Origin of the sequence: Streptomyces sp. GESEQ-4, assembly GCF_017948455.1 — a bacterium.
Taxonomy (GTDB): Bacteria; Actinomycetota; Actinomycetes; order Streptomycetales; family Streptomycetaceae; genus Streptomyces.
Genome location: NZ_JAFFSU010000022.1, coordinates 38,905 through 64,406, shown reverse-complemented (window position 1 = coordinate 64,406; position 25,502 = coordinate 38,905). Strand labels below are relative to the sequence as shown.

24 protein-coding genes and 1 pseudogene are annotated in these 25,502 nt (G+C 70.1%); 3 read left to right on the top strand and 22 right to left on the bottom strand.

The features are described 5' to 3' along the window. Positions 1-11: 11 nt before the first annotated feature. The 14 genes and pseudogenes from KCH48_RS32170 to KCH48_RS32110 all read right to left on the bottom strand — a co-directional run bounded on the left by KCH48_RS32170 (position 12) and on the right by KCH48_RS32110 (position 13,504). On the bottom strand, positions 12-896 hold the full coding sequence (locus tag KCH48_RS32170; RefSeq protein ID WP_210579402.1) for an ABC transporter permease: 885 nt from the start codon (positions 894-896) through the stop codon (positions 12-14). Next, on the bottom strand, positions 883-1,701 hold the full coding sequence (locus KCH48_RS32165) for an ABC transporter ATP-binding protein (protein WP_210579400.1): 819 nt from the start codon (positions 1,699-1,701) through the stop codon (positions 883-885). The genes KCH48_RS32170 and KCH48_RS32165 overlap by 14 nt, the downstream gene beginning before the upstream one ends. A 12-nt stretch (positions 1,702-1,713) precedes the next feature. Then, positions 1,714-2,817 (bottom strand): aliphatic sulfonate ABC transporter substrate-binding protein, encoded by a 1,104-nt coding sequence (locus KCH48_RS32160; protein ID WP_210579398.1) that lies wholly within the window; start codon positions 2,815-2,817, stop codon positions 1,714-1,716. Positions 2,818-3,066: 249 nt separating this feature from the next. Further along, positions 3,067-4,422, bottom strand: a complete 1,356-nt coding sequence (locus tag KCH48_RS32155; protein WP_210579397.1) for a sulfate adenylyltransferase subunit 1 — start codon at positions 4,420-4,422, stop codon at positions 3,067-3,069. A gap of 2 nt (positions 4,423-4,424) precedes the next feature. Further along, positions 4,425-5,360, bottom strand: a complete 936-nt coding sequence (gene cysD, locus KCH48_RS32150) for a sulfate adenylyltransferase subunit CysD (RefSeq protein ID WP_210579390.1) — start codon at positions 5,358-5,360, stop codon at positions 4,425-4,427. After that, on the bottom strand, positions 5,357-5,893 hold the full coding sequence (gene cysC / locus KCH48_RS32145; RefSeq protein WP_307841006.1) for an adenylyl-sulfate kinase: 537 nt from the start codon (positions 5,891-5,893) through the stop codon (positions 5,357-5,359). Before cysC ends, cysD begins: the two co-directional genes overlap by 4 nt. Positions 5,894-5,919: 26 nt before the next feature. Then, positions 5,920-6,630 carry a phosphoadenylyl-sulfate reductase gene (locus KCH48_RS32140; protein WP_210579384.1) on the bottom strand — a complete coding sequence of 237 codons (711 nt, stop codon included), beginning with the start codon at positions 6,628-6,630 and terminating at the stop codon, positions 5,920-5,922. Further along, on the bottom strand, positions 6,627-6,806 hold the full coding sequence (locus KCH48_RS32135; protein WP_210579381.1) for a hypothetical protein: 180 nt from the start codon (positions 6,804-6,806) through the stop codon (positions 6,627-6,629). Before KCH48_RS32135 ends, KCH48_RS32140 begins: the two co-directional genes overlap by 4 nt. After that, positions 6,803-8,500 carry a nitrite/sulfite reductase gene (locus tag KCH48_RS32130; protein ID WP_210579378.1) on the bottom strand — a complete coding sequence of 566 codons (1,698 nt, stop codon included), beginning with the start codon at positions 8,498-8,500 and terminating at the stop codon, positions 6,803-6,805. Before KCH48_RS32130 ends, KCH48_RS32135 begins: the two co-directional genes overlap by 4 nt. Positions 8,501-8,624: 124 nt before the next feature. Next, entirely contained in the window at positions 8,625-8,708 is an 84-nt protein-coding gene (locus KCH48_RS43515; protein ID WP_310591794.1) for a putative leader peptide, read from the bottom strand. A 151-nt stretch (positions 8,709-8,859) separates the two neighbouring features. Next, a complete protein-coding gene (locus KCH48_RS32125; protein ID WP_210579373.1) occupies positions 8,860-9,432 on the bottom strand; it encodes a GNAT family N-acetyltransferase in 573 nt (190 codons plus the stop codon). A 133-nt stretch (positions 9,433-9,565) separates the two neighbouring features. Continuing rightward, a complete protein-coding gene (locus KCH48_RS32120) occupies positions 9,566-10,885 on the bottom strand; it encodes a hypothetical protein (RefSeq protein ID WP_210579370.1) in 1,320 nt (439 codons plus the stop codon). 153 nt (positions 10,886-11,038) lie between these two features. Continuing rightward, a pseudogene (locus tag KCH48_RS32115) lies at positions 11,039-11,537 on the bottom strand (hypothetical protein); the annotation flags it as partial. Positions 11,538-11,869: 332 nt separating this feature from the next. Continuing rightward, entirely contained in the window at positions 11,870-13,504 is a 1,635-nt protein-coding gene (locus KCH48_RS32110; RefSeq protein WP_210579368.1) for an acyl-CoA dehydrogenase family protein, read from the bottom strand. Between the two features lie 133 nt (positions 13,505-13,637). Here KCH48_RS32110 and KCH48_RS32105 point away from each other — a divergent pair, with 133 nt between their 5' ends. After that, a complete protein-coding gene (locus KCH48_RS32105; protein WP_210579352.1) occupies positions 13,638-14,789 on the top strand; it encodes a YihY/virulence factor BrkB family protein in 1,152 nt (383 codons plus the stop codon). A gap of 44 nt (positions 14,790-14,833) precedes the next feature. Here the strand turns inward: KCH48_RS32105 and KCH48_RS32100 are convergent, their stop codons facing one another. Continuing rightward, positions 14,834-15,670 (bottom strand): NmrA family NAD(P)-binding protein, encoded by an 837-nt coding sequence (locus tag KCH48_RS32100; RefSeq protein WP_210579347.1) that lies wholly within the window; start codon positions 15,668-15,670, stop codon positions 14,834-14,836. 80 nt (positions 15,671-15,750) lie between these two features. Between KCH48_RS32100 and KCH48_RS32095 the strand changes: the two genes are divergently transcribed. Then, positions 15,751-16,689 carry an AraC family transcriptional regulator gene (locus tag KCH48_RS32095; protein WP_210579333.1) on the top strand — a complete coding sequence of 313 codons (939 nt, stop codon included), beginning with the start codon at positions 15,751-15,753 and terminating at the stop codon, positions 16,687-16,689. A gap of 10 nt (positions 16,690-16,699) precedes the next feature. Further along, the gene (locus KCH48_RS32090; protein ID WP_210579330.1) at positions 16,700-17,383 is read left to right on the top strand and encodes a helix-turn-helix transcriptional regulator; all 684 of its coding nucleotides are present in this window, start codon (positions 16,700-16,702) and stop codon (positions 17,381-17,383) included. A gap of 105 nt (positions 17,384-17,488) precedes the next feature. Here KCH48_RS32090 and KCH48_RS32085 read toward each other — a convergent pair whose 3' ends face one another. The 7 genes from KCH48_RS32085 to KCH48_RS32055 form a co-directional block, all read right to left on the bottom strand. Beyond that, complete coding sequence (locus KCH48_RS32085; protein WP_210579327.1) at positions 17,489-17,878, bottom strand: VOC family protein; 390 nt, start codon at positions 17,876-17,878, stop codon at positions 17,489-17,491. Positions 17,879-18,004: 126 nt separating this feature from the next. Further along, entirely contained in the window at positions 18,005-19,021 is a 1,017-nt protein-coding gene (locus KCH48_RS32080; RefSeq protein ID WP_210579325.1) for a DUF5954 family protein, read from the bottom strand. A gap of 67 nt (positions 19,022-19,088) precedes the next feature. Beyond that, positions 19,089-20,129, bottom strand: a complete 1,041-nt coding sequence (locus KCH48_RS32075) for a LacI family DNA-binding transcriptional regulator (protein ID WP_210579323.1) — start codon at positions 20,127-20,129, stop codon at positions 19,089-19,091. A 250-nt stretch (positions 20,130-20,379) separates the two neighbouring features. Then, complete coding sequence (locus tag KCH48_RS32070; RefSeq protein ID WP_210579318.1) at positions 20,380-21,303, bottom strand: carbohydrate ABC transporter permease; 924 nt, start codon at positions 21,301-21,303, stop codon at positions 20,380-20,382. Continuing rightward, positions 21,303-22,187, bottom strand: a complete 885-nt coding sequence (locus tag KCH48_RS32065; RefSeq protein WP_210579316.1) for a carbohydrate ABC transporter permease — start codon at positions 22,185-22,187, stop codon at positions 21,303-21,305. Before KCH48_RS32065 ends, KCH48_RS32070 begins: the two co-directional genes overlap by 1 nt. A gap of 11 nt (positions 22,188-22,198) precedes the next feature. Then, positions 22,199-23,533, bottom strand: a complete 1,335-nt coding sequence (locus tag KCH48_RS32060; protein WP_210579313.1) for an ABC transporter substrate-binding protein — start codon at positions 23,531-23,533, stop codon at positions 22,199-22,201. 380 nt (positions 23,534-23,913) lie between these two features. Continuing rightward, positions 23,914-25,002, bottom strand: a complete 1,089-nt coding sequence (locus KCH48_RS32055; RefSeq protein ID WP_210579308.1) for a LacI family DNA-binding transcriptional regulator — start codon at positions 25,000-25,002, stop codon at positions 23,914-23,916. Positions 25,003-25,502: the final 500 nt, after the last annotated feature.

Here is a 25,502-nt window from a genome sequence, read left to right as displayed (position 1 = left end):
GGGAATCAGACTCAGCTCTTCACCAGCAGACCGCGTGTGCGCAGCACCCACCGCTCCAGCGGGCTGAAGATCAGCAGGTCGATGGCGATACCGACGAACAGGATGAGCAGGATGGCGAGGAAGACCGTCGCCATGCTGCTGTTGGTGCGGCCCACCTCCAGCAGCTGGCCGAGCCCCACGCCCAGGTCCGGTGCCTGCGCGATGATCTCGGCGGCCATCAGCGAGCGCCAGGAGAACGCCCACCCCTGCTTCAGCCCCGCCACATAGCCGGGCAGCGCCGCGGGCATCACGATGTGCCAGGTACCGCGCAGTCCGGTCGCCCCCAGCGTCCGCCCCGCGCGCAGGATCAGCGGCGGCACCTGGTCGACGCCGGACACCAGACCGTTGGCGATCGACGGCACCGCGCCGAGCAGGATCACCGCGTACATCATCTCGGGCTTCAGGCCGAGCCAGATGACGGCGGCCGGCACCCACGCCACCGACGGCAGCGACTGCAGACCGGACAGGATCGGGCCGATCGCCGCGCGCACGAACTTCACCCGGGCCACGAGCAGGCCGAGCGGCGTGCCGATGACGAGGGCGAGCGCGAAGCCGAACAGGCCCCGCGAGACGCTCGTCCAGATGTAGTCGAGCAGCGTGCCCTTCAGCCACGCGTCCTCGACCTCGGCCCACACGGCACCGGGGGAGGGCAGCTTCGCGGGGTCGTCGACGATCTTCAGGGAGATCAGTCCCTGCCAGACGACGAGGACCACAGCGATGGCGATGACCGGCGGCAGGATCTTCTCGCGCAGGGTCTGCCGCAAGGGCGGCCGGCCGCTGACCGAGGTCTCCAGCGCGTCGAGGCCCGCCTCGATGCTCCCGGGGTCCTCCGTCGTCTTCGAGTCAGTGCTGGCCATGACGGCGGATCTCCCCACGCAGTACTTCGGTGATCTCGACGGACAGTTCCGCCACGGGCGCGTCCTCGATGCGGCGGGGCTGCGGGATGCCGACCGTCCACTCGCGGGCGATCCGGCCGGGCCGCGACGACAGCAGGATGACGCGCTGCGCGAGCCGCACCGCCTCGCGCACGTTGTGCGTGACGAAGAGAACGGACACCCCGGTCTCCGCCCAGATCCGGGTCAGCTCGTCGTGCAGCACGTCACGGGTGATGGCGTCCAGCGCCGCGAACGGCTCGTCCATGAGCAGCAGTCGGCTCTCCTGGGCGAGCGCGCGGGCGAGGGCGACGCGCTGGCGCATACCGCCGGACAGCTCGTGCACCCGCTTGCCGTGCGCGCCCTTGAGCCGGACGAGTTCGAGGAGTTCCTGGGCCTTGTCGCGCCGCTCGTTCTTCGTGACGCCCCTGAGTTTGAGGGCGAGTTCGATGTTCTTGCCGGCGGTCAGCCACGGGAAGAGGGCGTGTTCCTGGAACATCAGGGCCGGGCGGCCGTCCGTGGTGATGGACCCGGCGGTGGGCGCGTCGAGCCCGGCCACCAGGTTCAGCAGCGTGGACTTGCCGCAGCCCGAGGCCCCCAGGAGGGTGACGAACTCGCCGGGCGCGACATCGATGCTGATGTCGTCCAGCACGAGCTGCTGTCCGGCGGGGCCTGCGAACGACTTCGAGACGTGCTCGATCCGGGCGGCGTGTGCGGCCGTCGCAGCGTCGTCTGCGGCCTTGGCGAGGGTCGTGGTCGTGGCCATGGTCGTCACCTCCTGGGAAGTCATCGGGTCGTTCGGTCAGCTCGCGCCGAGACCGGCGTCGTCGACGGTGCTCTCGCCCTCGGCCTTGAGGACCTTGTTGAGCAGCGTGAGGTCGTAGATGCCCTTGAGGTCGGGCTTCTCCAGCAGGCCGGCCTTGACCGCGTGCTCCGCCTCGGTGTTGAGGGTGGCGGCCAGCGGGTCGTCGAGGAAGGTGATCGACTTCCAGGCCGGGTCGATGACCTCGGCGGGCAGGGCCTTGCCCGAGTCCGCCTCCAGCTGCTTGTTCGCCGCTGCCTTGGCCTCGTCCGGGTTGGCGTTGATCCACTTGTTGGCCTCGACCGAGGCCTTCAGCACCGCCTCGACGGCCTTCGGGTGGTCCTTGAGGAATTCCTGCCGCACGATGATGTTCGTGATCACGAACTTCTTGTCCGGCCACAGGTCCGACTCGTCCAGCAGCACCTTGCCGCCCTCGGCGACCAGCTTGGACGCGGTCGGCTCCGGCACCCAAGCACCGTCGATGGAGCCGGACTTGTAGGCGTCCGGCGTGATCTTGTTGTCAGTGCGGACCACAGAGACGTCGCCCTTGCCGCTCTCCGCGTCGACCTTCCAGCCCTGCCCCGAGACCCAGTTGAGGAACGCCACGTCCTGCGTGTTGCCGAGCTGCGGGGTGGCGATCTTCTTGCCCTTGACGTCCTTCAGGGACTTGATCTTCTCCGGATCGACGACCAGCTTCACACCGCCGGACGCCGAACCGCCGATGATGCGCAGGTTCTTGCCACCCGACGCGGTGTAGCCGTTGATCGCCGGGGAGGGGCCGATCCAGCCGATGTCGATGGAGTCGGAGTTCAGCGCCTCGATCTCGGAGGGACCGGCGTTGAAGATCTGGTACTGGGCCTCGGTCGCGCCGAGCGCCTTCTGGAAGTAGCCCTTGTTCGCGCCCACCAGCGCGGTGCCGTGGGTCAGGTTCCCGAAGTAGCCGATCCGGACGGAGTCGAGACCGTCGATCTTCTCCGCCCCTGCGGCCACCTTGGCGGTGCCGTCGTCCTCGGCCTGAGAGCCGTAGCCGCAGGCGGCGAGGGTGAGGAGGGGGAGCGCGGCGATCACCGCGAGGGTGCGACGTACGGCGAATGTGGCAGGCACGGGAGGGGTTCCTCTCGGAGGCCCGGCGGTCACGGTCTCTCAGGTCGCGGCCGGGAGGGCGGCAGGTTTTCGTCTACGGCGGTGGGGGGTGAGGGCGCGCGAGCAGTGCGCGTACGTCAGCGCACACATCGCGGCACCCCGCCCTGGCCTCCCCCAAACTCCGTTCGGGGGGACCCCAGCCGAGGGCGCCGCTGCCGACGCGGCCGCCCTCCTTCGCGAACGTGGAGTAGACATCGGGGGAGTTCATGGTCAGAAGTCCCACCCGTCGTCGTCGCCCTCGTCCCGGACCGGCTCCGGGGAGGCGAACGACTCGCCGACCATGCCCGCGGTGAGCGTGGTGCCGTCGTTCGGGTCGATCAGGATGAACGAGCCGGTGCGGCGCGAGTCGGCGTAGGAGTCGACCGGCAGCGGCTCGGCGGTGCGGATCTTCACCCGGCCGATGTCGTTGGCGACGAGCTGTCCCGGGTGCGGGTGCAGGGACAGGTCGTCGAGGGTGAGCCGGGACGGGATGTCCTTGACGATCGCCTTGACGGTGCGGGTGCCGTGCTTGAGCAGCACCCGGTGGCCGACGGTCAGCGGGGCGTCCGCGACATGGCAGACGGTCGCCTCGATGTCCTGCGTGGTGGGCGGCGCGTCCTTGCTGGGCACGATCAGGTCGCCGCGCGAGATGTCGATGTCGTCCTCGAGCAGGAGCGTCACCGACTGGGTGGTCCAGGCGACGTCGACGGGCTCGCCGAGCAGGTCGATACCGCTGATCTTCGTCGAGCGGCCGGCCGGCAGGACCGTGATCTGCTCGCCGACGTGGAACGAACCGGCCGCGATCTGGCCCGCGTAGCCCCGGTAGTCCGGGTGCTCGACGGTCTGCGGCCGGATCACGTACTGCACGGGCAGCCGGGCGTGGCAGTGGCTCAGGTCGTGGGCGACGGGCACCGTCTCCAGGTGCTCGAGCACCGTCGGGCCGCCGTACCAGTCCATGACCGCGGACGGCTCCACGACGTTGTCGCCCGCGAGCGCCGAGATCGGGATCGCGGTGACCTCGGGGACGCCCAGCTCGGTCGCGTACGCCGTGAACTCCTCGGCGATCGCGGCGAACACGGCTTCCTTGTAGTCGACGAGGTCCATCTTGTTGACGGCGAGGACCACGTGCGGAACCCGCAGCAGCGCCGCCAGCGCCGCGTGCCGGCGGGTCTGCTCGACGACGCCGTTGCGCGCGTCGATCAGGATCACCGTCAGCTCGGCCGTGGAGGCGCCCGTGACCATGTTGCGGGTGTACTGCACATGGCCGGGCGTGTCGGCGAGGATGAAGCGGCGCTTGGGCGTGGCGAAGTAGCGGTAGGCCACGTCGATGGTGATGCCCTGCTCGCGCTCGGCGCGCAGGCCGTCGGTGAGGAGGGCGAGGTCGGGGGCGTCCTGACCTCGCGAGGCCGAGGCGCGCTCGACCGCCTCCAGCTGATCGGTGAGGATCGACTTGGAGTCGTGCAGCAGCCGTCCGACGAGCGTGGACTTGCCGTCGTCGACCGAGCCCGCCGTCGCGAAACGCAGCAGGGTGGTCTCCGACAGCTGCTCGACCGACAGCGGCTCGGTGGGTTCGGTGGTGCTGGACATCGTTAGAAGTACCCCTCGCGCTTGCGGTCTTCCATCGCGGCCTCGGAGAGCTTGTCGTCGGCGCGGGTGGCGCCGCGCTCGGTGAGCCGGGACGCGGCGATCTCGGTGATCACGGCCTCCAGCGTCGTCGCGTCGGAGTCGACGGCGCCGGTGCAGGACATGTCGCCGACGGTGCGGTAGCGCACTCGCCGCTTCTCCACCGTCTCGGTCGCCTTCGGCCCGCCCCACTCGCCGGCGGTCAGCCACATGCCGGCCCGCTGGAACACCTCACGCTCGTGCGCGAAGTAGATCTCCGGCAGCTCGATGCCCTCGCGGGCGATGTACTGCCACACGTCCAGCTCGGTCCAGTTGGACAGCGGGAAGACGCGGACGTGTTCGCCGGGTGCGTGGCGGCCGTTGTAGAGGTTCCACAGCTCGGGGCGCTGGCGGCGGGGGTCCCACTGCGAGAACTCGTCGCGCAGCGAGAACACCCGTTCCTTGGCGCGGGCTTTCTCCTCGTCCCGGCGTCCGCCGCCGAAGACGGCGTCGAACTTCTCCGCCTGGATCTTCTCGGTCAGCGGGAGTGTCTGCAGTGGGTTCCGTGTCCCGTCGGGACGTTCGCGCAGCACACCGCGGTCGATGTAGTCCTGTACGGAGGCCACATGGAGGCGCAGCCCATGTGCGGCCACCACGCGGTCGCGGTACTCCAGCACTTCGGGGAAGTTGTGGCCGGTGTCCACGTGTAGCAGCGAGAAGGGGATCGCCGCGGGGGCGAACGCCTTCAGCGCCAGATGCAGCATGACGATGGAGTCCTTGCCGCCGGAGAAGAGGATCACCGGCCGCTCGAACTCGCCCGCCACCTCCCGGAAGATGTGCACGCCCTCCGACTCCAGGGCGTCGAGGTGGGACAGGGCGTACGGGGTGTCCGTACCCTCCTGCGTCGTGACCACGGTCGTCATGCCAGTCCCCTTTCGGTGAGCAGGCCGTGGAGCGCGGCCGCGGACTCCTGCACGGTCTGGTGCTGCGACTCGATCCGCAGGTCGGGCGACTCGGGCTCCTCGTACGGGTCGTCGACCCCCGTCAGCCCGGTCAGCTCGCCCGCCGCCTGCTTGGCGTACAGACCCTTCACATCCCGCTCGCTGCATACGTCTACCGGGGTGGCCACATGCACTTCCAAGTACGGCGCCCCGCTTTCCTGGTGGCGCTTGCGCACCGCCTCGCGGCTGTCGGCGTACGGCGCGATCACCGGGACCAGGGCCTTGACGCCGTTACGGGCCAGCAGTTCGGCGAGGAAGCCGATGCGCTGCACATTGGTGTGCCGGTCCTCGCGGCTGAAGCCGAGGCCGGCCGAGATGAACTCGCGGATCTCGTCGCCGTCGAGCACCTCGACACGGTGGCCCTCCGCGCGCAGCCGGCCGGCCAGCTCGTACGCGATCGTGGTCTTGCCGGCGCTCGGCAGACCCGTGAGCCAGACGGTGGCTCCGGTCGTCACTTGCATCTCCTGGGTCGGGTTGATGGTCACAGGTGCAGCCCGCACTCAGTCTTGGCGCGACCCGCCCAGCGGCCGGCGCGTGCGTCCTCGCCCTCCAGGACACGACGGGTGCAGGGGGCGCAGCCGATGGAGGAGTAGCCGTCCATCAGCAGGGGGTTGGTCAAAACGCCGTGCTCGGCGACGTAGGCGTCGACGTCGTCCTGACTCCAGCGGGCGATCGGCGAGATCTTGACCTTCTGGCGCTTCTCGTCCCAGCCGACGACGGGGGTGCCGGCCCGGCTCTCGGACTCGTCGCGGCGCAGTCCGGTCGCCCAGGCCGCGTAGTCCTTGAGGCCTTCCTCCAGCGGCTGGACCTTGCGCAGCTTGCAGCACAGGTCGGGGTTGCGGTCGTGCAGCTTGGGGCCGTACTCCGCGTCCTGCTCGGCGACCGTCTGACGCGGGGTCAGGGTGATGACGTTGACGTCCATCACCGCCTCCACCGCGTCCCTGGTCCCGATCGTCTCCGGGAAGTGATAGCCGGTGTCGAGGAACACCACGTCGACACCGGGCAGCGCACGGGAGGCGAGGTGTGCGACGACCGCGTCCTCCATGGAAGAGGTAACGCAGAAACGGTTACCGAAGGTGCGGGCGGCCCACTGGAGAATCTCCAGCGCCGAGGCGTCCTCCAGGTCACGGCCCGCCTGCTCGGCGAGCGCCTTGAGATCGTCGGTAGTGCGCTCTTCCTGAACGGTGTTCATATCTGCTCTCCCCCTGACTCCGTCTGCCGAAGCCCCCGGGCAAGTAGCCCGAGGAACTTCAACTGGAATGCGCGGTTGCACGCCGCGCATTCCCACGCGCCGTGGCCCTGTTCGCTGGGACGAAGATCCTCGTCGCCGCAGTAGGGGCAGTAGAAGGGAGCCGCGCGCTCGCTCATGAGAGGGACTCCTCACTGGCCCGCGAGGCCCAGGCGGCGAACCGCTCGCCCTCCTCGCGCTCGGCCTCGAAACGCTTGAGCACGCGCTCCACGTAGTCCGGCAGCTCGTCCGACGTGACCTTCAGACCGCGCACCTTGCGGCCGAAGCCGGCCTCCAGACCGAGCGCGCCGCCCAGGTGCACCTGGAAGCCCTCGACCTGCTCGCCCTGGTCGTTGAGGACCAGCTGCCCCTTGAGACCGATGTCCGCCACCTGGATACGGGCGCAGGCGTTCGGGCAGCCGTTGATGTTGATGGTGATCGGCTCGTCGAAGTCCGGGATACGGCGCTCCAGTTCGTCGATCAGCGCGGAGCCGCGCGCCTTGGTCTCGACGATGGCGAGCTTGCAGTACTCGATGCCGGTGCAGGCCATGGTGCCGCGCCGGAACGGCGAGGGTTTCACCGTGAGGTCCAGCGCCTCCAGGCCCTCGACCAGCGACTCGACCTGCTCCTCGGTGACATCGAGGACGAGCATCTTCTGCTCGGCGGTGGTCCGTACCCGGCCCGAGCCGTGGGCCTCGGCCAGCTCGGCGATCTTCGTCAGCGTGGTGCCGTCCACGCGGCCCACGCGCGGGGCGAAACCGACGTAGAAACGGCCGTCCTTCTGCCGGTGCACACCGACGTGGTCGCGCCAGCGCTCCACGGGCTGGGCGGGCGCCGGGCCGTCGATCAGCTTGCGCTTCAGGTACTCGTCCTCAAGCACCTGGCGGAACTTCTCCACGCCCCAGTCGGCGAGCAGGAACTTCAGCCGCGCGCGGGTGCGCAGCCGCCGGTAGCCGTAGTCGCGGAAGATCGAGACGACGCCCTCGTAGACGTCCGGGACCTCGTCGAGCGGTACCCAGGCGCCGAGGCGCTGACCGATCTTCGGGTTGGTGGACAGCCCGCCGCCGACCCAGACGTCGAAGCCGGGGCCGTGCTCGGGGTGGTTCACGCCGACGAAGGCGACGTCGTTGATCTCGTGCGCCACGTCGAGGAGCGGCGAGCCGGAGACCGCGGACTTGAACTTGCGGGGCAGGTTCGAGAAGTCCTTGTTGCCGACGATCCGGCGGTGGATCTCCTCGATCGCCGGGGTGCCGTCGATGATCTCGTCCTCGGCGATACCGGCGACGGGCGAGCCGAGGATCACACGGGGCGTGTCACCGCAGGCCTCGGTGGTGGACAGGCCGACCGCCTCCAGCCGCTCCCAGATCTCCGGCACGTCCTCGATCCGGATCCAGTGGTACTGGACGTTCTGCCGGTCGGTGATGTCGGCGGTGCCCCGCGCGAACTCCTGCGAGATCTCACCGACCACCCGCAGCTGCTCGGTGGTGAGCCGGCCGCCGTCGATACGGACGCGCAGCATGAAGTACTCGTCGTCCAGCTCCTCCGGCTCCAGGATCGCGGTCTTGCCACCGTCGATCCCGGGCTTGCGCTGGGTGTAGAGGCCCCACCAGCGCATCCGGCCGCGCAGGTCGTTGGGGTCGATCGAGTCGAAGCCCCGCTTGGAGTAGATCGTCTCAATGCGTGTCCGCACATTGAGACCGTCGTCGTCCTTCTTGAACTGCTCGTTGCCGTTGAGCGGGGTGAAGTGCCCCGCGGCCCACTGGCCCTCACCGCGGTGACGGCTCACCTTGCGGCGGGGAGTCGCGGCGGCAGGGTTCTCCGGGGTGGCGGCCATGGTGGTAGTCCTTCGGACAGGCGGGAAGCGGCTCTGACCTGCGCGCGTACGGCGCATGGGCATACGTGCGCGACATTGCGCGGGAAATCGGATGGAACTGGGGGATGTCGGCGCGGCTGGGCTCTCAGCGGGCCGGACAGATGGCGCTGGACATGCGGCCGAGGTCGACGTGCCGCCGACTCACCAAGGCAATTCCAGTTCCAGACATGATGGAAGCGTGTCACGGCGATCTGGACACAGTCCAGCTTCGTCCATCATGCGGACACCCTTGTCCCGCATCGTGGGACAAGGGTGTCGTCGGTCACATGGCCCGAAACAGCCGGTGTCTGCCCAGGTCAGACAGGGGTACGGCGAAGGACTCAGGCGGGGTGCGCCCCAGGCCAGGGGCCCGGCGCGGCCACCGCCGGCTCCTCCTCGACCTTGGTGTCGAAGAGCTTGAAGCCCCGGCGCTGATAGTTGTCCATCGCGAACTCGCCGTCCTTGCTGCAGGTGTGCAGCCACACCCGCTTCGTCGGCGCCCGCCCCGGCCAGCGGTCCGCGAGATCCCACGCGCGGGCGGTGCCGTACGACAGCAGATACCCGCCGATCCGCCGTCCGCGGAAGGCCGGGATCAGCCCGAAGTGCTCGATCTCGACGGCGCCGTCGTCCTGCGGGACCAGCTCCACGTACCCCGCGGGCGTGCCCCGGTCGTAGGCGACCCACGTCTCCACACCGGGCCGGTCCAGGTGCTCCTGCCATTGCGCGTACGTCCAGCCGAGCAGGTCGGTCCAGCGGACGTCTCCGCCGACGGAGGTGTACAGGAAGCGGCTGAACTCGGGGGAGGGTATGTCGGCGCGGACGACTTTCACGTCGCCCTCGGGCGCGGCGGCCGGGAGGAGGTCGGTCGGTGCGGTCTGTTCCAGGGACCAGGTGGTCACGGCGATGTTGGGCATGTCGGTCAGGGAATCATCCGGGTGGGGGAGCTGTCGATCGGCTGCGGGTTCGTTGTGGCTGGTCGCGCCCGCGCGGCGGAGCCGCATATTGATACAGCCCCGCGCCCCTTCGGGGCGCTTCAACTGGGGGCGCTCAGCCTAGCGACTTGTCCACCGACGCCAGCGGCAATGCAAACAGCACCCTGCCCGATTGCGACCAGACTTCCCCCAGCGCCTCCCAGTAGGAGAGGGACGCGGTGTCGGCGCTCCAGCAGCGGTGTGTCTCGTCGGCCCCGCATTCCGTGGCCCGGGCGTCCTCGTCGTTCTGCCGCCACAGCGTGCCGCGCCCGGCTCCCGTGCCGGCCAGGTACCAGTCGGCGCGGGCGGCGCCGGCCTCCTGGTGGGAGAGGACGCCTCCTATGCCGGCCGTCTTCGTCCGGTACGCCTCGTCGGCGCCTACGCGCCCGGCCGGGTCGGTGGCGAGCAGCCCGGTGCGGGCGGGGTCGGTGCTGAAGTAGTAGCGCCACAGCCGGGTGGGCCGCTCGTCGTCCGCTCCGGTCTGTTCGCTCACGGCCAGGCTGTCGGGCGTGGAGCTGCGGTCGAGGGAGATGCCGCCGAGGCAGGGGACGCCGGTGTCCGTGCCCGGGTCGCAGGCCCCGCCGGTCAGGCGGTACGAGGCGACGGCGGGCAGTACCCACCGGTTGCCGTGCGCCGACCAGCCGCCAGGCACCCGGCCGACCGCGGCACTGGTGACGGTGGTGCGCTGGACGCGGTCCATGTCGTACACATACAGCGCGGTGCTGTCCCCGCCGTCCGCGGTGACCAGCAGCTTGTCCTGGTACCAGACCATGCCGGAGACCCGCGAGCCGAGGGCGCGGTAGTCACGTCCGCCGTCGACCGGTACGGCGAGCAGTGCCCAGGTGTAGCTGAGCCGGCCCAGGTCGTTCGCGTCGACGAAGGCGACCCGGGCGAGGCCCTGTGCGTCGGAGGCGTCGGATCCGCTCCAGCCGGAGAGGATCGCCCGGTTCCCGCCCCACCAGCCGTCGTCGTCGGCGTCCCCGGAGGAGGTGACCGCACCGGGCTGCCAGCTCAGGGTGTCGGCCTCGTCCCAGCAGTACGCGCGCGTGGCCGCCGGTTCGACGGGCAGTGCCGTGCGCTCGGCGGCCGTGCAGCCGGAGGCGGTGCGCAGGGTGCGGTCGGCGCTGTCGAGGACGGCTCCGACGCCGACGGGCTTGCCCATCTCGTCGGCGAGCCGGTCGAGCGTGCGCGCGGGCACGAGGTCTTCTTGGAGCTGGAGCGGGTCGGTGTCCGCGGCGGAGGCGAGCGGCTTCAGCGCGCCGGTCTCCTTGCCGACGTCGGCCTGCGAGGCGCTGACAATGGTGGCGGCCGCGGTCAGCGCGAGGGCGGTTCCGGCGAGGGCGGCGCGCAGCGCCCTGCCCCGATTGCGTCGGCGGTGTCGGCCGCGACTCATCATCCAACCTCCAGACGCGAGCCAACTGCGCCTGTTGGTCCTTGCGTTGACCGAGGAGCAGGTGGGGTGTGGCCCGTACAGGGATGCTACGGCAGTCCGTGGCCGCCCATGACGAAGACCCTGCAATTATGCGGAAGATGCCACCTCTTGTCCCCCTCAGGACACATGAATCGACATCCGTCCCTTGGCCACCGCCGGAGACCGTGGAGTGCGGCAGCACCGCATGCGGATCGTCCGGCAGCACGATGTCGACCTCGGCGTCCTCGCGACATCTCGGCGCGTACCGTCACCGTGCGGCCCGGATCACCGAACAGGTCCTCGGCCAGCCCGGCGGCACTGCGGCCGGTGCGGTGCAGGGCAGCAGACAGAGCAACTCGGCATGCCGGGGGCTCAGTTCATGGGTCCAGGAGCCGTGTGCCACCGGCCACGTCCAGGAGGCGTGCGATCGTACGAGGTGCTCCGCGGCGAAGACCTGTACGGACCGGCGCACCACTGCCGGTGTGCCCACGCCGTTCGTTCCGACGACGTCCTCGCGCCAGTCGGCGCCGAGTTCGAAGCCGAGCCCGTCGGCCTTGCGGAGCACCGGCAGCACCTGCCTGAGCGGCGAGTCCTCCTGGCGTCGCTGGATCTCCTCGGTGTTCAGCAGCCCGGACCTCGCTGAGCACCCGCGCCGCCTGCGCCGCGTCGACGGTGGCGAGTCCACGGCGAGCGGAGGGATGCCCTCCGCACACAGACGCCAACAAGTTGCAACCCCTTGCAACCCTGGTGGTCTCCGCGCGCCCTGACTGAAACTTGAGCAGCGCGTCGCTCTCGGGCGGCGTTCGTGGCCTTGAATGGGCCAATGGCGGGGGTGGTGCCGTGTCGGCGCAGCACCACCCTCGCCTCCGGCGGTTGGGCCGCATCGCGACAGGGGGTGCGGTGTGCTGTTGCGTTGGCGTCTTACGGTTCGTTGTGGCTGGTCGCGCAGTTCCCCGCGCCCCTTACCGGTCAGGCCTGCGGCCTTGACCGATCCACCACCGACGCCAAGTCCAAGGTCGGCGGCAGTGTGCCGAACGCCGCTCCGCCGTCCGTGCCCAGGCGGGACGCGCAGAAGGCGTCTGCGACTTCCGGTGGGGCGTAGCGGACCAAGAGGGAGCCCTGGAGGACCAGGGCGAGGCGTTCGGTGAGGCGGCGGGCCCGTGCCTCGATGCCGTCCATGTCGGCCAGGTCGGTCAGGAGGTCCTTGATCGCCGCGTCCAGGCGGTGGTCGGCGCCTCGGGCTCGGCCGACCTCCTGGAGGTAGGCGTTGAGGGCGTGCGGCTCGCGGCGCAGGGCGCGCAGCACGTCGAGGGCCTGGACGTTTCCGGCGCCCTCCCAGATCGAGTTGAGCGGTGACTCGCGGACCAGCCGCGGCAGGCCGGATTCCTCGACGTAACCGTTTCCGCCCAGGCATTCGGCGGCCTCCACCGTCACCGGCGTACAGCGCTTCGTCACCCAGTACTTGGCGGCCGGCACCGCCAACCGCAGCAGTGCCTGCTCCTGTTCGCCGCCGTCGTCGTAGGCGGCGGCGAGCCGGAGCGCGAGGGTGGTCGCCGCCTCCGACTCCAGGGCCAGGTCGGCCAGTACGTTGCGCATGAGCGGCTTGTCGAGGAGCTTCCCGCCGAACGCCTCGCGGTTGGTGCAGTGATGCACCGCCTGTGCGACGGCCTGCCGCATCAGTCCCGCCGAGCCGAGGACGCAGTCGAGCCGGGTCGCGGCCACCATGTCGATGATGGTGCGCACTCCGCGCCCCTCGTCGCCGACCCGGCGTGCCCAGGTCCCGTCGAACTCGACCTCGCTGGAGGCGTTCGACCGGTTGCCCAGCTTGTCCTTGAGCCGCTGGAGGAGAAACACATTGCGGGTGCCGTCCTCCAGCACACGCGGGACGAGAAAGCAGGTCAGGCCCTCCGGAGCCTGCGCCAGCACCAGAAAACCGTCGGACATCGGTGCCGAGCAGAACCACTTGTGCCCGGTCAGGGCGTACGTCCCGGCCTCGGCCAGCGGCACGGCGGACGTCGTGTTCGCGCGTACGTCGCTGCCGCCCTGCTTCTCCGTCATGCCCATCCCGAACAGCGCCCCGGCCTTCAACGGCGCCGGGCGCAGCTCACGGTCGTAGATCATGGACGTCAGCCGCGGCTCCCACTCGGCGGCCAGCGCCGGGTCGGTGCGCAGCGCGGGCACCGCCGCGTGCGTCATCGACAGCGGGCAGCAGTTGCCCGCGTCGACCTGCGTCCACACCAGGAACGCCGCCGCCCGCCGCAGATGTCCGCCGGGCCGGCCCCAGGCCGCGGTCAGGCCCGCCGAGACGCCCTTGCCGAGCAGCCGGTGCCAGGCCGGATGGAAGTCGACCTCGTCGATCCGACGGCCGTAGCGGTCATGGGTGCGCAGCCGGGGCGGACACTCGTTCGCCTGGACGCCCCACTCCTGTACCTGCGCCGAGCCGGAGGTACGACCGAGCGCCGCCAGCTCGCCGCGGACCTCGTCGAGGAGGGCGGGGTCGAGGTGCCGTTCGACGGCCTCGGTCAGGGCCTTGTCGGCGCTGTAGACGTCGTATCCGACCAGCGGTGGGGGCTGGTTGGTCACGGTATGGGTATTGCCGGACATGTCAGCGAACCTACCCCTCGGTACGGCGAGGGTCACCACACTGGCACGCCCCGCCTCACATGGGACGGACGCGGTGACCCGGCCGCGCCACTGGGGGGTGAGCGGAGCCTCCCGCGGCGGATACCTTTAGTTCGTGCAGCCAGCAAGTGATTCCTCCGAGACGCCCCCCTCAGGCCGTCTCCACCGGGCTCGTGCCCTCTACCGGAACGTCTCCAAGCGCCGGACCGCCTGGCTGTTGCTCAAGGACACCGTCAACTCGAGCATCGAGTACCGGATCCTTGGTCTCGCGGCGGAGGCGGCGTTCTTCACGCTGCTGTCCGTCCCCCCGCTGCTGCTGAGCATGATCGGACTGCTCGGCTACGTCGACGACTGGACCGGCACCGACACCATCAGCAGTCTGGAGGCCAACCTCCTGGAGGCCTCCCGCACGGTCCTGTCGGACAAGGGGGTCTCGCAGATCGCCCAGCCGATCCTGGACGACGTGATGAAGGGCGGCCGTCCCGACGTCATCTCCATCGGCTTCCTGTTCGCGCTGTGGTCGGGATCGCGTGCGGTGAACGTCTTCATAGACACGATCACCGTGATGTACGGCCTCGACGGCGTCCGCGGCATCGTCAAGACACGGCTGGTCGCCTTCGTGCTCTTCCTGGTGGCCCTGGTGATCGGCTCGGTCGCGCTGCCGCTGATGGTGGCCGGTCCTGACGCGGTGCTGAACATCCTGCCGTGGTCGGAGACCCTCGTGCAGGTGCTGTACTGGCCCGTCGTCATGGTGCTGTCCATCGCGTTCCTGACGACGCTGTACCACGTGTCCGTGCCGGTGCGCTCGCCGTGGATCGAGGACGTGCCGGGCGCCCTGGTGGCCCTCGGGATGTGGGTGCTGGGCAGCTTCCTGCTGCGGATCTACCTGACCAACACGGTCGAGGGCGCCACCATCTACGGCTCGCTGGCCGCCGCCGTCGCCGTGATGCTGTGGATCGGCGTGTCCGCCTTCGCCGTCCTCGTCGGGGCCGCCGTCAACGCCGCCATCGACCGCGTCTGGCCGGCCGCCGCCACCGCCGCGGCACGCGCCGCCAACGAGCGGATGCGCGAGGCCCAGATCGCCGAGTACGTCGCCCGCGCCGCCGCCCACCGCGGCGACACCGACCCCGACGACCCGGACATGCCGTCCGAGTTCCCCGAACGCTGGTCCCGCTTCCTCCCCCCGGAGGATGTGACCTCACGCCTGCGCACCCATGCGAAGAGCGCGCCGAAGGGGGAGGAGGCGGGGACGCCGGAGGGGCAGTGAGAGCCCGTGTCATACCCCCGGCTCCGAGGTCCGCTCGGCCCCGGTCAGCGTTTCCAGGCGCCGGCCGCCGCTGATTCCCGTACGAACTCCGCGAAGTCCCGCGCCTCGCGCCCCAGCACCTGCCGCACCCCGTCCGTGACATGGGCGTTGCGCCCGTCCAGCAGCCCCTCGAAGACCTCCACCAGGAAGTCCGCCTCCTCGGCCGGGACGCCGAAGCCGGTCAGGAACTCGCCGTACGCCCGCGCCGGCACCGGCGTGTACCTCAGCTCGGTCCCGGTGGCAGCGGCGATCTCCGCCACCGCCTCCCGGAAGCTCAGCAGCCGCGGCCCCGTCAGCTCCAGCGTCCGTCCCGCATACCGGTCCCCGGACGTCAGCACGGCCGCGACCACGTCCCCGATGTCCCGCACGTCCAGGAACGGCTCGGGCACCTCACCGGCCGGGAACACCAGCTCGCCCGTCTGCACCAGCCCCTCCGCGAGCAGGCCCTCGCTGAAGTTTTGCGCGAACCACGTGCACCGCAGGATCGTCCAGTCCGCCCCGGACGACGTCAGCGCCTCCTCGGTCGCCCGTGCCTGCTCCTCGCCGCGCGCCGACAGCAGCACCAGGTGCCGTACGCCGAGCCCCACCGCCTCCCGGGCGAGCGCGCCGATGCCCTCGGCCGCCGCGGGGGAGCCGACGTCGGACGGGTACATCAGATACGCCGCGTCGGCGTCGCGCAGGGTGTCCGCCCACGTCGTCGGGTCCTCCCAGTCGAAACCCCGGGCGCGCGAGGCCTCGCGCACGCTCAGGCCGGCGCCCCGCAGGGAGTCGGCGACCCGGCTGCCGGTCCGCCCGGAGGCGCCGGTCACCACAACCGTCATGTTCCGCGTGTTCTCCGTCATGCCTCCAGCCAACGGCCGCGCGCCCCAACAGCCCATCGCTGAACGGCTCATTCCCATACGTGCGCGTCTACGCTGGCCCCATGGACGCTCTCGCAGGCCTTCTCGAGGGTCCACGCGCGCGTGGCGCCTTCATGATCCGTGCGTGCTTCGAGCCACCGTGGGCGATCCGCATCGAGGACCGCGCCCCGCTCACGGTGATGCTGATGGTCCGCGGCGCCGCCTGGATCCTGCCGGACACGGGGGAGCCGGTCCGGCTGACGCCCGGCGACCTGGCGATCGCCCGCGGCCCGGACCCGTACACCTGCGCCGACGCCCCCGGCACCGCCCCGCAGGCCCTCATCCTGCCGGGCCAGGAGTGCCGCTACCCCGACGGCCGCGCCCTGAACGGCTCCATGGACCTCGGCGTCCGCACCTGGGGCGACCGGCTCGACGGCTCCGCGGTCATGCTGATCGGCACCTACCCGATGCAGGGCGAGATCAGCGGCCGGCTCCTGGACGCCCTCCCGCCACTGATCACCCTCACCTCCGACGTGTGGCAGTGCCCGCTCACCCCGCTGCTCATGGAGGAGATCGTCCGCGACGAACCGGGCCAGGAGGTCGTCCTGGACCGCCTTCTCGACCTGCTGGTCATCGCCGCGCTGCGGGCCTGGTTCTCCCGCCCCGACGCGGAGGCCCCCGCCTGGTACCGGGCCCTGGCCGACCCCGTGGTCGGCCGCGTCCTCCGCCTCGTCCAGGACGACCCGGCCCACCCCTGGACGGTCGCCTCCCTCGCCGCCAAGGCCGGCGTCTCCCGGGCCGCCCTCGCCCGCCGCTTCACCGACCTCGTGGGCGAGCCCCCGATGTCCTACCTCACCGGCTGGCGCCTCGCCCTCGCCGCCGACCGCCTCCGCACCACCGACGACACCATCGCCGCCATCGCCCGCCACGTCGGCTACGGCAGCGCGTTCGCCCTGTCCAGCGCCTTCAAGAGGGTGTACGGCATCAGTCCGCAGGACCATCGGACGCGCGTGGCGTCGTAGCCTTTCGTACGTGTACACCGAGCGAGCGTCCCGGCTGCCGGGCGCGGTCGTGTGGCGCCGGACCATCGAGGACCCCGTCGGCCGGCCCGTACTGCCCGACGGCTGCATGGACCTGCTCTGGAACGACGGCCGACTGCTCGTCGCGGGACCCGACACCCAGGTGTACGTTCCCGAAGGCGGCCCCCGCCACTGGGCGGGCGTCCGCTTCTACCCCGGCACCGCGCCCGCGTTCCTCGGCGTGCCCGCACACGAACTGCGGGACCGGCGCGTGGAGTTGGCCGACCTGTGGCCGGCCGCGGAGGTACGGCGCCTGCGCGGCCGTATCGAGGCGGCCGCGGACCCCATGACGGGGCTGGAGGACGTGGCGTTGCAGCGGGCCGCCGACACCGAACCGCCCGACCCGCTGCTGCTTCGGGTCGTCGCGGCACTCGACACCGGCCGCCCGGTCGCCGCCACCGCCGACGAACTCGGGCTCGGCGCCCGCCAGTTGCACCGCCGGTGCCTGACCGCCTTCGGTTACGGCCCCAAGACGCTCGCCAGGGTCCTGCGCCTGCAACGCGCGTTGGCGCTGGCGCGCGACGGGGTTCCCCTCGCCGAGACGGCGGTACGGGCGGGCTTCGCCGATCAGGCGCATCTTGCCCGGGATGTGCGGGAGTTGGCGGGGATGCCGCTCAGCCAACTACTGGGACGGTGACGACGGGTTGTCGGTTGTCTGCGGGTGCGTTGTGGCTGGTCGCGCCCACGCGGCGGAGCCGCAAATTGACACAGCCCCGCGCCCCTTTGGGGCGCTGCCGAACCGTCACAGGGGGCAGAACAGGTCGACCCCGTGTCCGTCCGGGTCGTGTACCACCGCGTACCGCTGGCCCCATTCGGCGTCCCACGGCTTGTGTCCGCCCTCGTACCCGGCACTTACCAGGTCCTCGTACACCCGGTCCACCTCACCCGGGCTGTCGCACAGCAGCGCCAGCGAATGCCGGCCGCCACCGGCCGGAGGCTGCCACCCGGCGACGATGGACCGGACCATTTCCTCGGTGTCCAGCATCAGCCGCAGCCCGCCGGGCAGTTGGGCCTCGGCGTGCGGTCCGTTCTCGGCCCCCTCGGGGAAGGCGAAGCCGACTCGGCGGTAGAAGGCGACAGAGGCACCCATGTCGGCGACGATCAGGCCGATCGCATCGAATCGTGGAGTCATGCGACCACCGTAGGCAGCGCAGCGACGGCGGTCTTGAAAGAATCGGACACAGCAGCGCCCCGAAAGGGGCGCGGGGAACTGCGCGACCAGCCACAACGGCGCCGCAGAGGATCGACCACGCACCCCTCACTCATGCGTGAGGCTCCCGTCCGCCGGATCCATCGTCGGATGCATCTTCATCGGCCCGTACTCGTCCACGTCCGACGGCCGCGGCATCTCCGGCCCGTCCGCACCCGTGCGGAGCAACCGCTCCACTCGGCAGATCCGGAAGACCTGGCCGTCCACCTCGAACTCGTCGGCGTGGCCGAGCGCCCGGTACTCCTCGGCCGCCCGCGCGTACCGGGCCTTCTTCGCGTCGTCGAACTGGTACAGCATGGCCCAGATCTCGGCCATCCCGTCATAGAGCACGCGCCGGGCGTCATGCGGCGTGGGCTGGAGCGTGCTGCGCGGATGCCAGCCGTCGCCGCCGCGCTCGACCACACCGAAACCGGTGGGCAGCAGCACGAGTTCGGGATGCGTGGCGACCGCCCGCTCGGAATCCGCGCGCACGTCGGCGGGGAAGCGGGAGCCCCGGTACGCGAAGTCCCGCAGCCCCAGCGTCAGCGCGCCCGCGGACGGCCCGTCCAGGCGCTCCGGATCGAGGACGAACTCCACGTCCAGGGGCGCGTGGCGCGTCTGCCGATCCCACGACCGCTCCACCGGCTCCCGGTCGGTGGGCCGGGGCGGCTCCAGGCCGTCGTCCCCCATCCGCGCGAACTCGTCCCCGCGCACCACCCGGTACCGCACCCCGCAGGCCGTCACCTCGTCCACCGGCTCCCGCTCCAACACCTCCACCGCCGCCAGCAGTTCACGCCGTACGGCCGGATCGTCGGTGTCGTCCTTCGCGGTGAAGAACAGATGCGACTGCAGCCCGTCCCGCGCCACCTGCGGCATCCCGTCCACCACCGGCTTCACCACCCGCCACTGGGGCCCCACCGCCGGGTCCTGCGCCGCGATCCCGAACACCGGCCCGCGCAGGGCGATACGGGGATACCGCACAGTCGCCTCCATCGCGTCGGCCTCCCGCACCCAGGCGGCGGGGTCGTCACGGCGGACCAACTCCTCCTGCAAGGCGTCGATACGTTGCTGCCAGTCATCGGTCATACACGCATTGTCGCGGTCAATCGGTATGCGCAGAGGCCGTTCCGATGCAACAACCGTGATGGTTGACTCACCGGAGCGGGGCCGTGCTCTCCCGCTGCACCAACCGCGTGGACAGCTCGGTGCGGGTGTTCTCCGGCCGGTCGCCCTCCATCATGCGGACCAGCAGCCGCAGGGCCGTCGCCGCCATCTCCGACAGCGGCTGGCGAATCGTGGTGAGGGCCGGCGTGGTCCAGCGGGCCTCGGGCAGATCGTCGAAACCGACGACACTCAGGTCGTACGGCACGCTCAACCCCCGCTCGGCCAAGGCCTCGTAGACGCCCAGGGCCATCCGGTCCGAGCACACGAAGACCGCGGTGGGCGGCTCGGGCAGGTCGAGGAGTTCCAGCGTGCGGCGGCGGGCCGCGCCCTGGTCGAAGCCGGCGTGCCGGACGTACTCGGGCCGCTGCCGTATCCCCGCCGTCACGAGCGCCGAGCGATAGCCGGCGATGCGCGCGCTGCTGCACATCGTGTGCGTGCCGCCGGCGACCACGGCGATGCGCTCGTGGCCCAGCGACAGCAGATGCTCGGTCGCCGTCACCCCGCCGTGCCAGTTCGCCGCGCCCACCGACACCACGCCGGGCGGCGGATCGAGGACCGGGTCGATCAGCACGTACGGGATGCGGTGCTGCTCCAGCCACGCGTGCTGGGACGGCGTCAGCTCGGCCAGGTTGAACAGCACGCCCGACGAACCGCGTGCGGTGAGCTTGTCCAGCCAGCCGCGCTCCGGACGGCCGACCCGCGTCCGGTTCGGACCGGCCGACACGACCACCTCCAGACCGGCGTCGTGGGCCGCCGCCTCCACCCCGTGCAGCACCGCACCCGACCAGGAACTCTCCAGCGAGTGCAGCACCAGGTCGACCATCCCGGACACCCGCGCCGTGTCGAACCTCGGTCTGCGCACATAACCGAGCCGGTCCAGCGCCTCGGTGACCCGGCGGCGGGTCTCGGGTGCCACGTCCTCCCGGCCGTTGACGACCTTGGACGCGGTCGGCACGGACACGCCCGCCTCCCGGGCGACGACGGCCAGCGTCGGCCCGGCCGCCACGCTCGCACTCCCTGTACGGCCCATCGGACCCACCTCTCCGGCCCGCCCGCGGGGCCATGAAAGTTTCGACCAGCGCAGAAACAGTCGGCGCGAAATAGTAAGCGCTTCCTACCCTAGGTTCACCACAGTTCGGCGGGAAGAGGCCGGACTTCGGCGTGATCCGACGGGCCTGCGCTTTCGAAACTTCGAACGGAGGGCGGTGGTCAGCCGGGCACCCCGGCCGGAGAGTCGCCGGGGACGGCGTCCCGCACGCGGCCCGCGTATGGCGGCAGGGTCACTTGAGGGCTCCCAAGGTGACGCCGGTCCGCCAGTAGCGGCGCATCGCGACCATCATGATCGCCATCGGGACGATGGACAGCAGCGCGCCGGTCAGCACCAGGCTGGTCAGGTCGACGCCGGACTCCAGGCGTTTCCCGGACCAGTTGTACAGGCCCAGGTTGAGGGTCCAGTTCTCCTCGCCGCGCAGCACGGTGAGGGGGAGGAAGAAGGCGTTCCAGGTGTTCACGAAGGCGAGCAGGAACACCGTGGCCCCGCCCGTCGTCATCATGCGCAGCACGATGCTGAAGAAGATCCGCAGCTCACCGGCGCCGTCGATGCGGGCGGCTTCGAGGAGTTCGTAGGGGATGGTCGCTTCGGTGTAGACCTTGGCCAGATAGACGCTGAAGGGGTTGATCAGGCAGGGGATCAGCATCGCCCAGGGCGTGTCGACCAGCCCGATCTCCGAGAACAGCAGATACAGCGGCAGGGTGAGCAGGGCGATCGGGATCAGGAACGAGCCGACCACCGCCGCGAACGCCAGATTGCGCCCGGGGAACTCGAAGCGGGCCAGACCGTAGCCCGTCGCCAGCGCGAGCAGCGTGCCGCCGAGCGAGCCGAGGCCCGCGTACAGGAACGAGTTGGCCGTCCAGCGCAGGAAGATGCCGTCCTCGTAAGTGAACAGCTGCTCCAGGTTGTCCCACAGGTGCCAGCCCGAGAACCACAGGCCGTTCGACTGGTACAGGCCCGTGCGGTCCTTCGTCGAGGCGACGATCAGCCACCACACAGGGAACAGGCTGTACATGCTGGCCATGATCAGCCCGACGAGCAGGAACCGCTGGCCGCCACGGGAGCGGGCGGCGGAGTCCGGCCGGTTCAGGCGCCGGACGGGACGGCCCGCCGACTCCTTCGCGTCCTTCGTGGCCTTGTCAGTCAGCACCATCAGTCCACCTCCCTCGAGGTCAGCTTGTAGAAGAGGAAGGACGCGACACCGAGGATCAGGGCGAGCAGCACTGACAGCGTCGCGGCGTAGTGGTAGTTGCCGGCGTTGAACGCCTGGTTGTAGATGATCATGATCGGGGTGAAGGTGTCGCTGACCGTCTGCGGGGTGACGTTCCGGAACAGCGCGGGCTCGTTGAAGATCTGCAGCATCTGGATGATCGACAGCATGCCGGTCAGGACCAGCGCGCCCCGCACGAACGGGATCTTGATGCTGCGCGCGATCCGCCACTCGGAGGCACCGTCGAGCCGCGCCGCCTCGAACAGCTCACGGGGTACGCCCTGGAGCGCCGAGTAGATGATCACCATGTTGTAGCCGATGCCGTGCCAGGTCAGCAAGTTGCCGATGGCCGGCCAGACCATCGACGGGGCGAAGAAGTTCCAGTCGAAGCCGAAGAGTTCGCCGAGCGGGGTGAGCGGGCCGACCTCGGGGCTGTAGAGGTTGATCCAGACGATCGCCGCGACCACGCCGGGGATCATGTACGGCACCAGCAGCAGGATCCGGAACCGGCCGGCCACCTTCGAGGTGAGCGCGTCCAGAAGCAGCGCCAGCGCCAGGCTGATCAGCAGCATCACCGGGATCTGCACGCAGGCGAACAGCACCACCCGCAGCACGGACCCCATGAACGCCGAGTCGGTCAGACCCTGCCGGTAGTTGTCGAAGCCGGCGAACTGCTCGGTGGCGCCGCCGAGCCCGAGCCCGGACTGCTGCTCGCGATAGAGCGACTGGTAGACGGCGTAACCGATGGGGAGCAGGTACAGGAAGACGAAGCCGAGCTGGAAGGGGACCGTGAACGCGGCACCCTTCCAGCGCTGGGAGCGAATCATGTGGAAGTGCCTCAGCCCTTGACGCTGATACCGCGGGACTTCAGATCCTTGACCGTCCACTCCTGCATGTGCGCGAGCAGATCGGTGACCTTCTGCTCCTTGCTGACGACCTTGGCCCAGCCGGCCTGCATCTCCGTGAACATGGCGGTCCAGTTCGGGCCGAAGGTCCAGTCGGTGGTGACGGTGCCCAGGCTGTCCTTGACGACCTTCTGCGCAGGCTCGTAGTTCGTGCCGAGCAGCTTCTCGGAGATCGCCTCGGGGACGTACGTGTCACTGTCGGCCAGCGCCGGCATCACGCCGTTACCGGTCTCCGGGCTCGCCATCGTCTTGACCGCGGTGGTGTCGGTGGACATCCACAGAGCCGCCTCCGCTGCCTGCTGCCGGCTCGCGCAGTCCTCGGTCACCAGGGTCACACTGGCGGTCAGATTGGTGCCCGCCGGGGTCTTGGCCGCCTCACCCTTGAACGTCGGCCACGGCGAGAGCGCCCAGTCGCCGAACGACTTGGTGAAGTTCTGCACCATGCCGGCCATCTGCCAGGTCGAGATCTGCCGGGTCGCGGTGGAGCCGTTGTCGTAATTGCGCTGCACGGCGGCGTAGTCGGCGAAGGACAGCTTCGAGTTGAGGTCGTTGTCGATGACCTCCTGGATCACCTTCGCGGCCTTCAGCGTGCCCGCGTCCTGGAAGTCCACCTTCCAGGCGTCGCCGTCGATCGAGTACCAGTGCGCCCCGGCCTGCATGGCCAGCACCTCCAGGGTGCTCGGGTCCTCACCGGCGTAGTTGGTGATCTTGACGTTGTGCTTCTTCAGCTCCTTGCCCGCGGCGATGAAGTCGTCCCAGGTCGCCGGGGGCTCGATGCCGTACTTCTCGAAGATGTCGGTGCGGTAGATCGTGAAGTTCGGCGAGGAGCTGGTGGGGACGCCGTAGAACTTGCCCTGCACCTGAGCGGTCGTCCAGGCCCCAGGATTGAACTTGCCTTTTTCACCCTCGACGTACTCCGTGATGTCGGCGAGCGCGCCCTGGGACACCCAACTCGTCACGTACTCGCCGGTGTTCTGCACCAGACAGGGCGCGTTCCCCGCCTTGACCGCGTTGGTCAGCTGCTTCTGCATGGTCAACTGGTCGGTGACCTTCGTGTACTTGAGCTGGACGTCCTTGTGACTGGCGTTGAACGCCTTGACGACGGCCTCCTGGCCGTTGGCCCAGCCCCAGAAGTCCAGGGTGACCGGACCCGAGGAGTCCTCCCCGGAGTCGGAGCCGGACCCACCGCAGGCGGAGAGCAGACCTGCGAGGGCGATACCCGCGACGGCGGCGGAGGCGAACCTTCTCCGGGGAATGGTGAAGTTCATCTGACCGTGATCCTTCGGATGAGGGCGTTCTTGCAGAACGGCGGCGGCTCGGTGGGCTGGCCAGGAACGGCGGCCGGAAACCGGCGGCTCGCGGTTGCGGGGGGTCGGCCAAGCGGAAGCTGTAGTAAGCGGTTGCAGGGACGGTAGGCCGACGCCTGCGCGCATAGCAAGAGGGGTGCGGAACTTTTGTTACGCGGGTCGGTCCAGGAAGTTATGCCTGAACGCGCACCGAGCGATCGCGGACAGGAGGACAAGTGACCAGCTCAGCGGCGGTACGCACCGCCTCGACCGGCCGCTGAGAACGTTCTCGAAGCTCCCGCCCTCGACGCGGCAAAACCTTCGGAAAACGCTTACGTAACGAACGCCGATCCATCCGCCCGTCAATCGCGCCGGGCAGGCGGCTGCACGGAGTTGCGTACGACGACATGGGTGCCCAGCACCAGATGGTCGCCGTCGCTGCCCTTGCCGCGGCCGGCGTTGCCCTCGCGCCGGTCGGCCACCGCCCGTAGCGCGACGCGGCCCATCTCCTCGTACGGCACGTGCACGGTGGTCAGTTGGGGTGTGAGCTGGGAGGCGAGCGGGATGTCGTCGTAGCCGACGATCGACACGTCCTCGGGAACCCTGAGCCCGGCCGCGCGCAGGGCCTGCATCGCGCCCGCGGCGAGCACATCGGTCCCGGCGAGCACGGCCGTGAAGTCCAGCCCGTCCCGCAGGCTTGCCTCCACGGCCCCGTACCCGTGCTGGTAGTCGTACGGGCCGTACCGCACCATGCCCGGGTCGAAGGGCACGCCGTACGCCTCGAAGGCGCGCTGTGCCCCCTTCAACCGACCCCGGGCGGTGCTGAATTCGGCGTCGCCGGGCAGGACGAGGACCTTGCGGTGACCGGCCGACAGCAGATGGCTCGCCATCGCGTAGGCGCCGCCCTCGTTGTCGTAGTCGACCGTAGTCGCCGGCACGTCGCCTTCCAGGGACGGCCGGCCCACCAGGACGAGATGGGACCCGGCCGCGTCGAGGGAGCGGGCGAAACGGGCCATGCGCAGCTGGTACTCGTCGTGGTCATAGGCACCGCCGAGCAGAACCACCGCGGCGACGCCCTGCTGGCGCATGAGGTTGATCAGGGCGAGTTCCCGCTCGGGGTCGTTCCCGGTGGTGCCGACCAGAGAGAGCCAGCCCCGGAGCGTGGCGGCGCCCTCGACGCCCTTGGCCACGTGGGCGAACGCGGCACCGGTGATGTTGTCGATCAGGATGGCCACCGTGGGCGTACCACCGCCGGCCAGCGAACGGGCGTGGGCGTTCGTGACGTAGTCCAGGTCCCGGACGACCTTCATCACACGACGCCGCAGATCCTCCGACACCGGGTAGTTGCCGGACAGAACGCGCGACACACTCGCGACCGAAACACCCGCCCGCTCCGCCACGTCCCGGATGGTGGCCCGACCGACGTCAGAAGACGCCCTGCGCTGACTCACCCCTGCGGCTCCTTCACCGTCATAACCTCGTCCCACCCACGCCAGCACCTGCCCGACGCCGGTACAGAAACCGTATCCCATGCATACTCCGGCCCACCGAGCCTGCGCCCAACCCCGGGCAAGGGCCCACCAACCCCCACTGGTCCCACGCGCCGGCCGCGAGGGAGCCGCAGGGGGCGCGCCGGTGTCGAGACGGCGAACGCGCGGAGGCGCGGAGCGCTGAGCACGATCGCCGTCTCGACACCGGCAGTAAGCGCCCCCGAAGGCGACCGAGCCAGACATTCGGCACGCCAGCTGCAGGGCTGCTCGGGGTGATGGTGCCGTCGCCTGCAGGGCTGCTCGGGGTGATGGTGCCGTCGCCTGCAGGGCTGCTCGGGGTGATGGTGCCGTCGCCTGCAAGGCTGCTCGGCGTGAAGGTGCCGTCGCTTGCAAGGCTGCTCGGCGTGATCGTGCCGTCGCCTGCAAGGCTGCTCGGCGTGAAGGTGCCCTCGCCTGCAAGG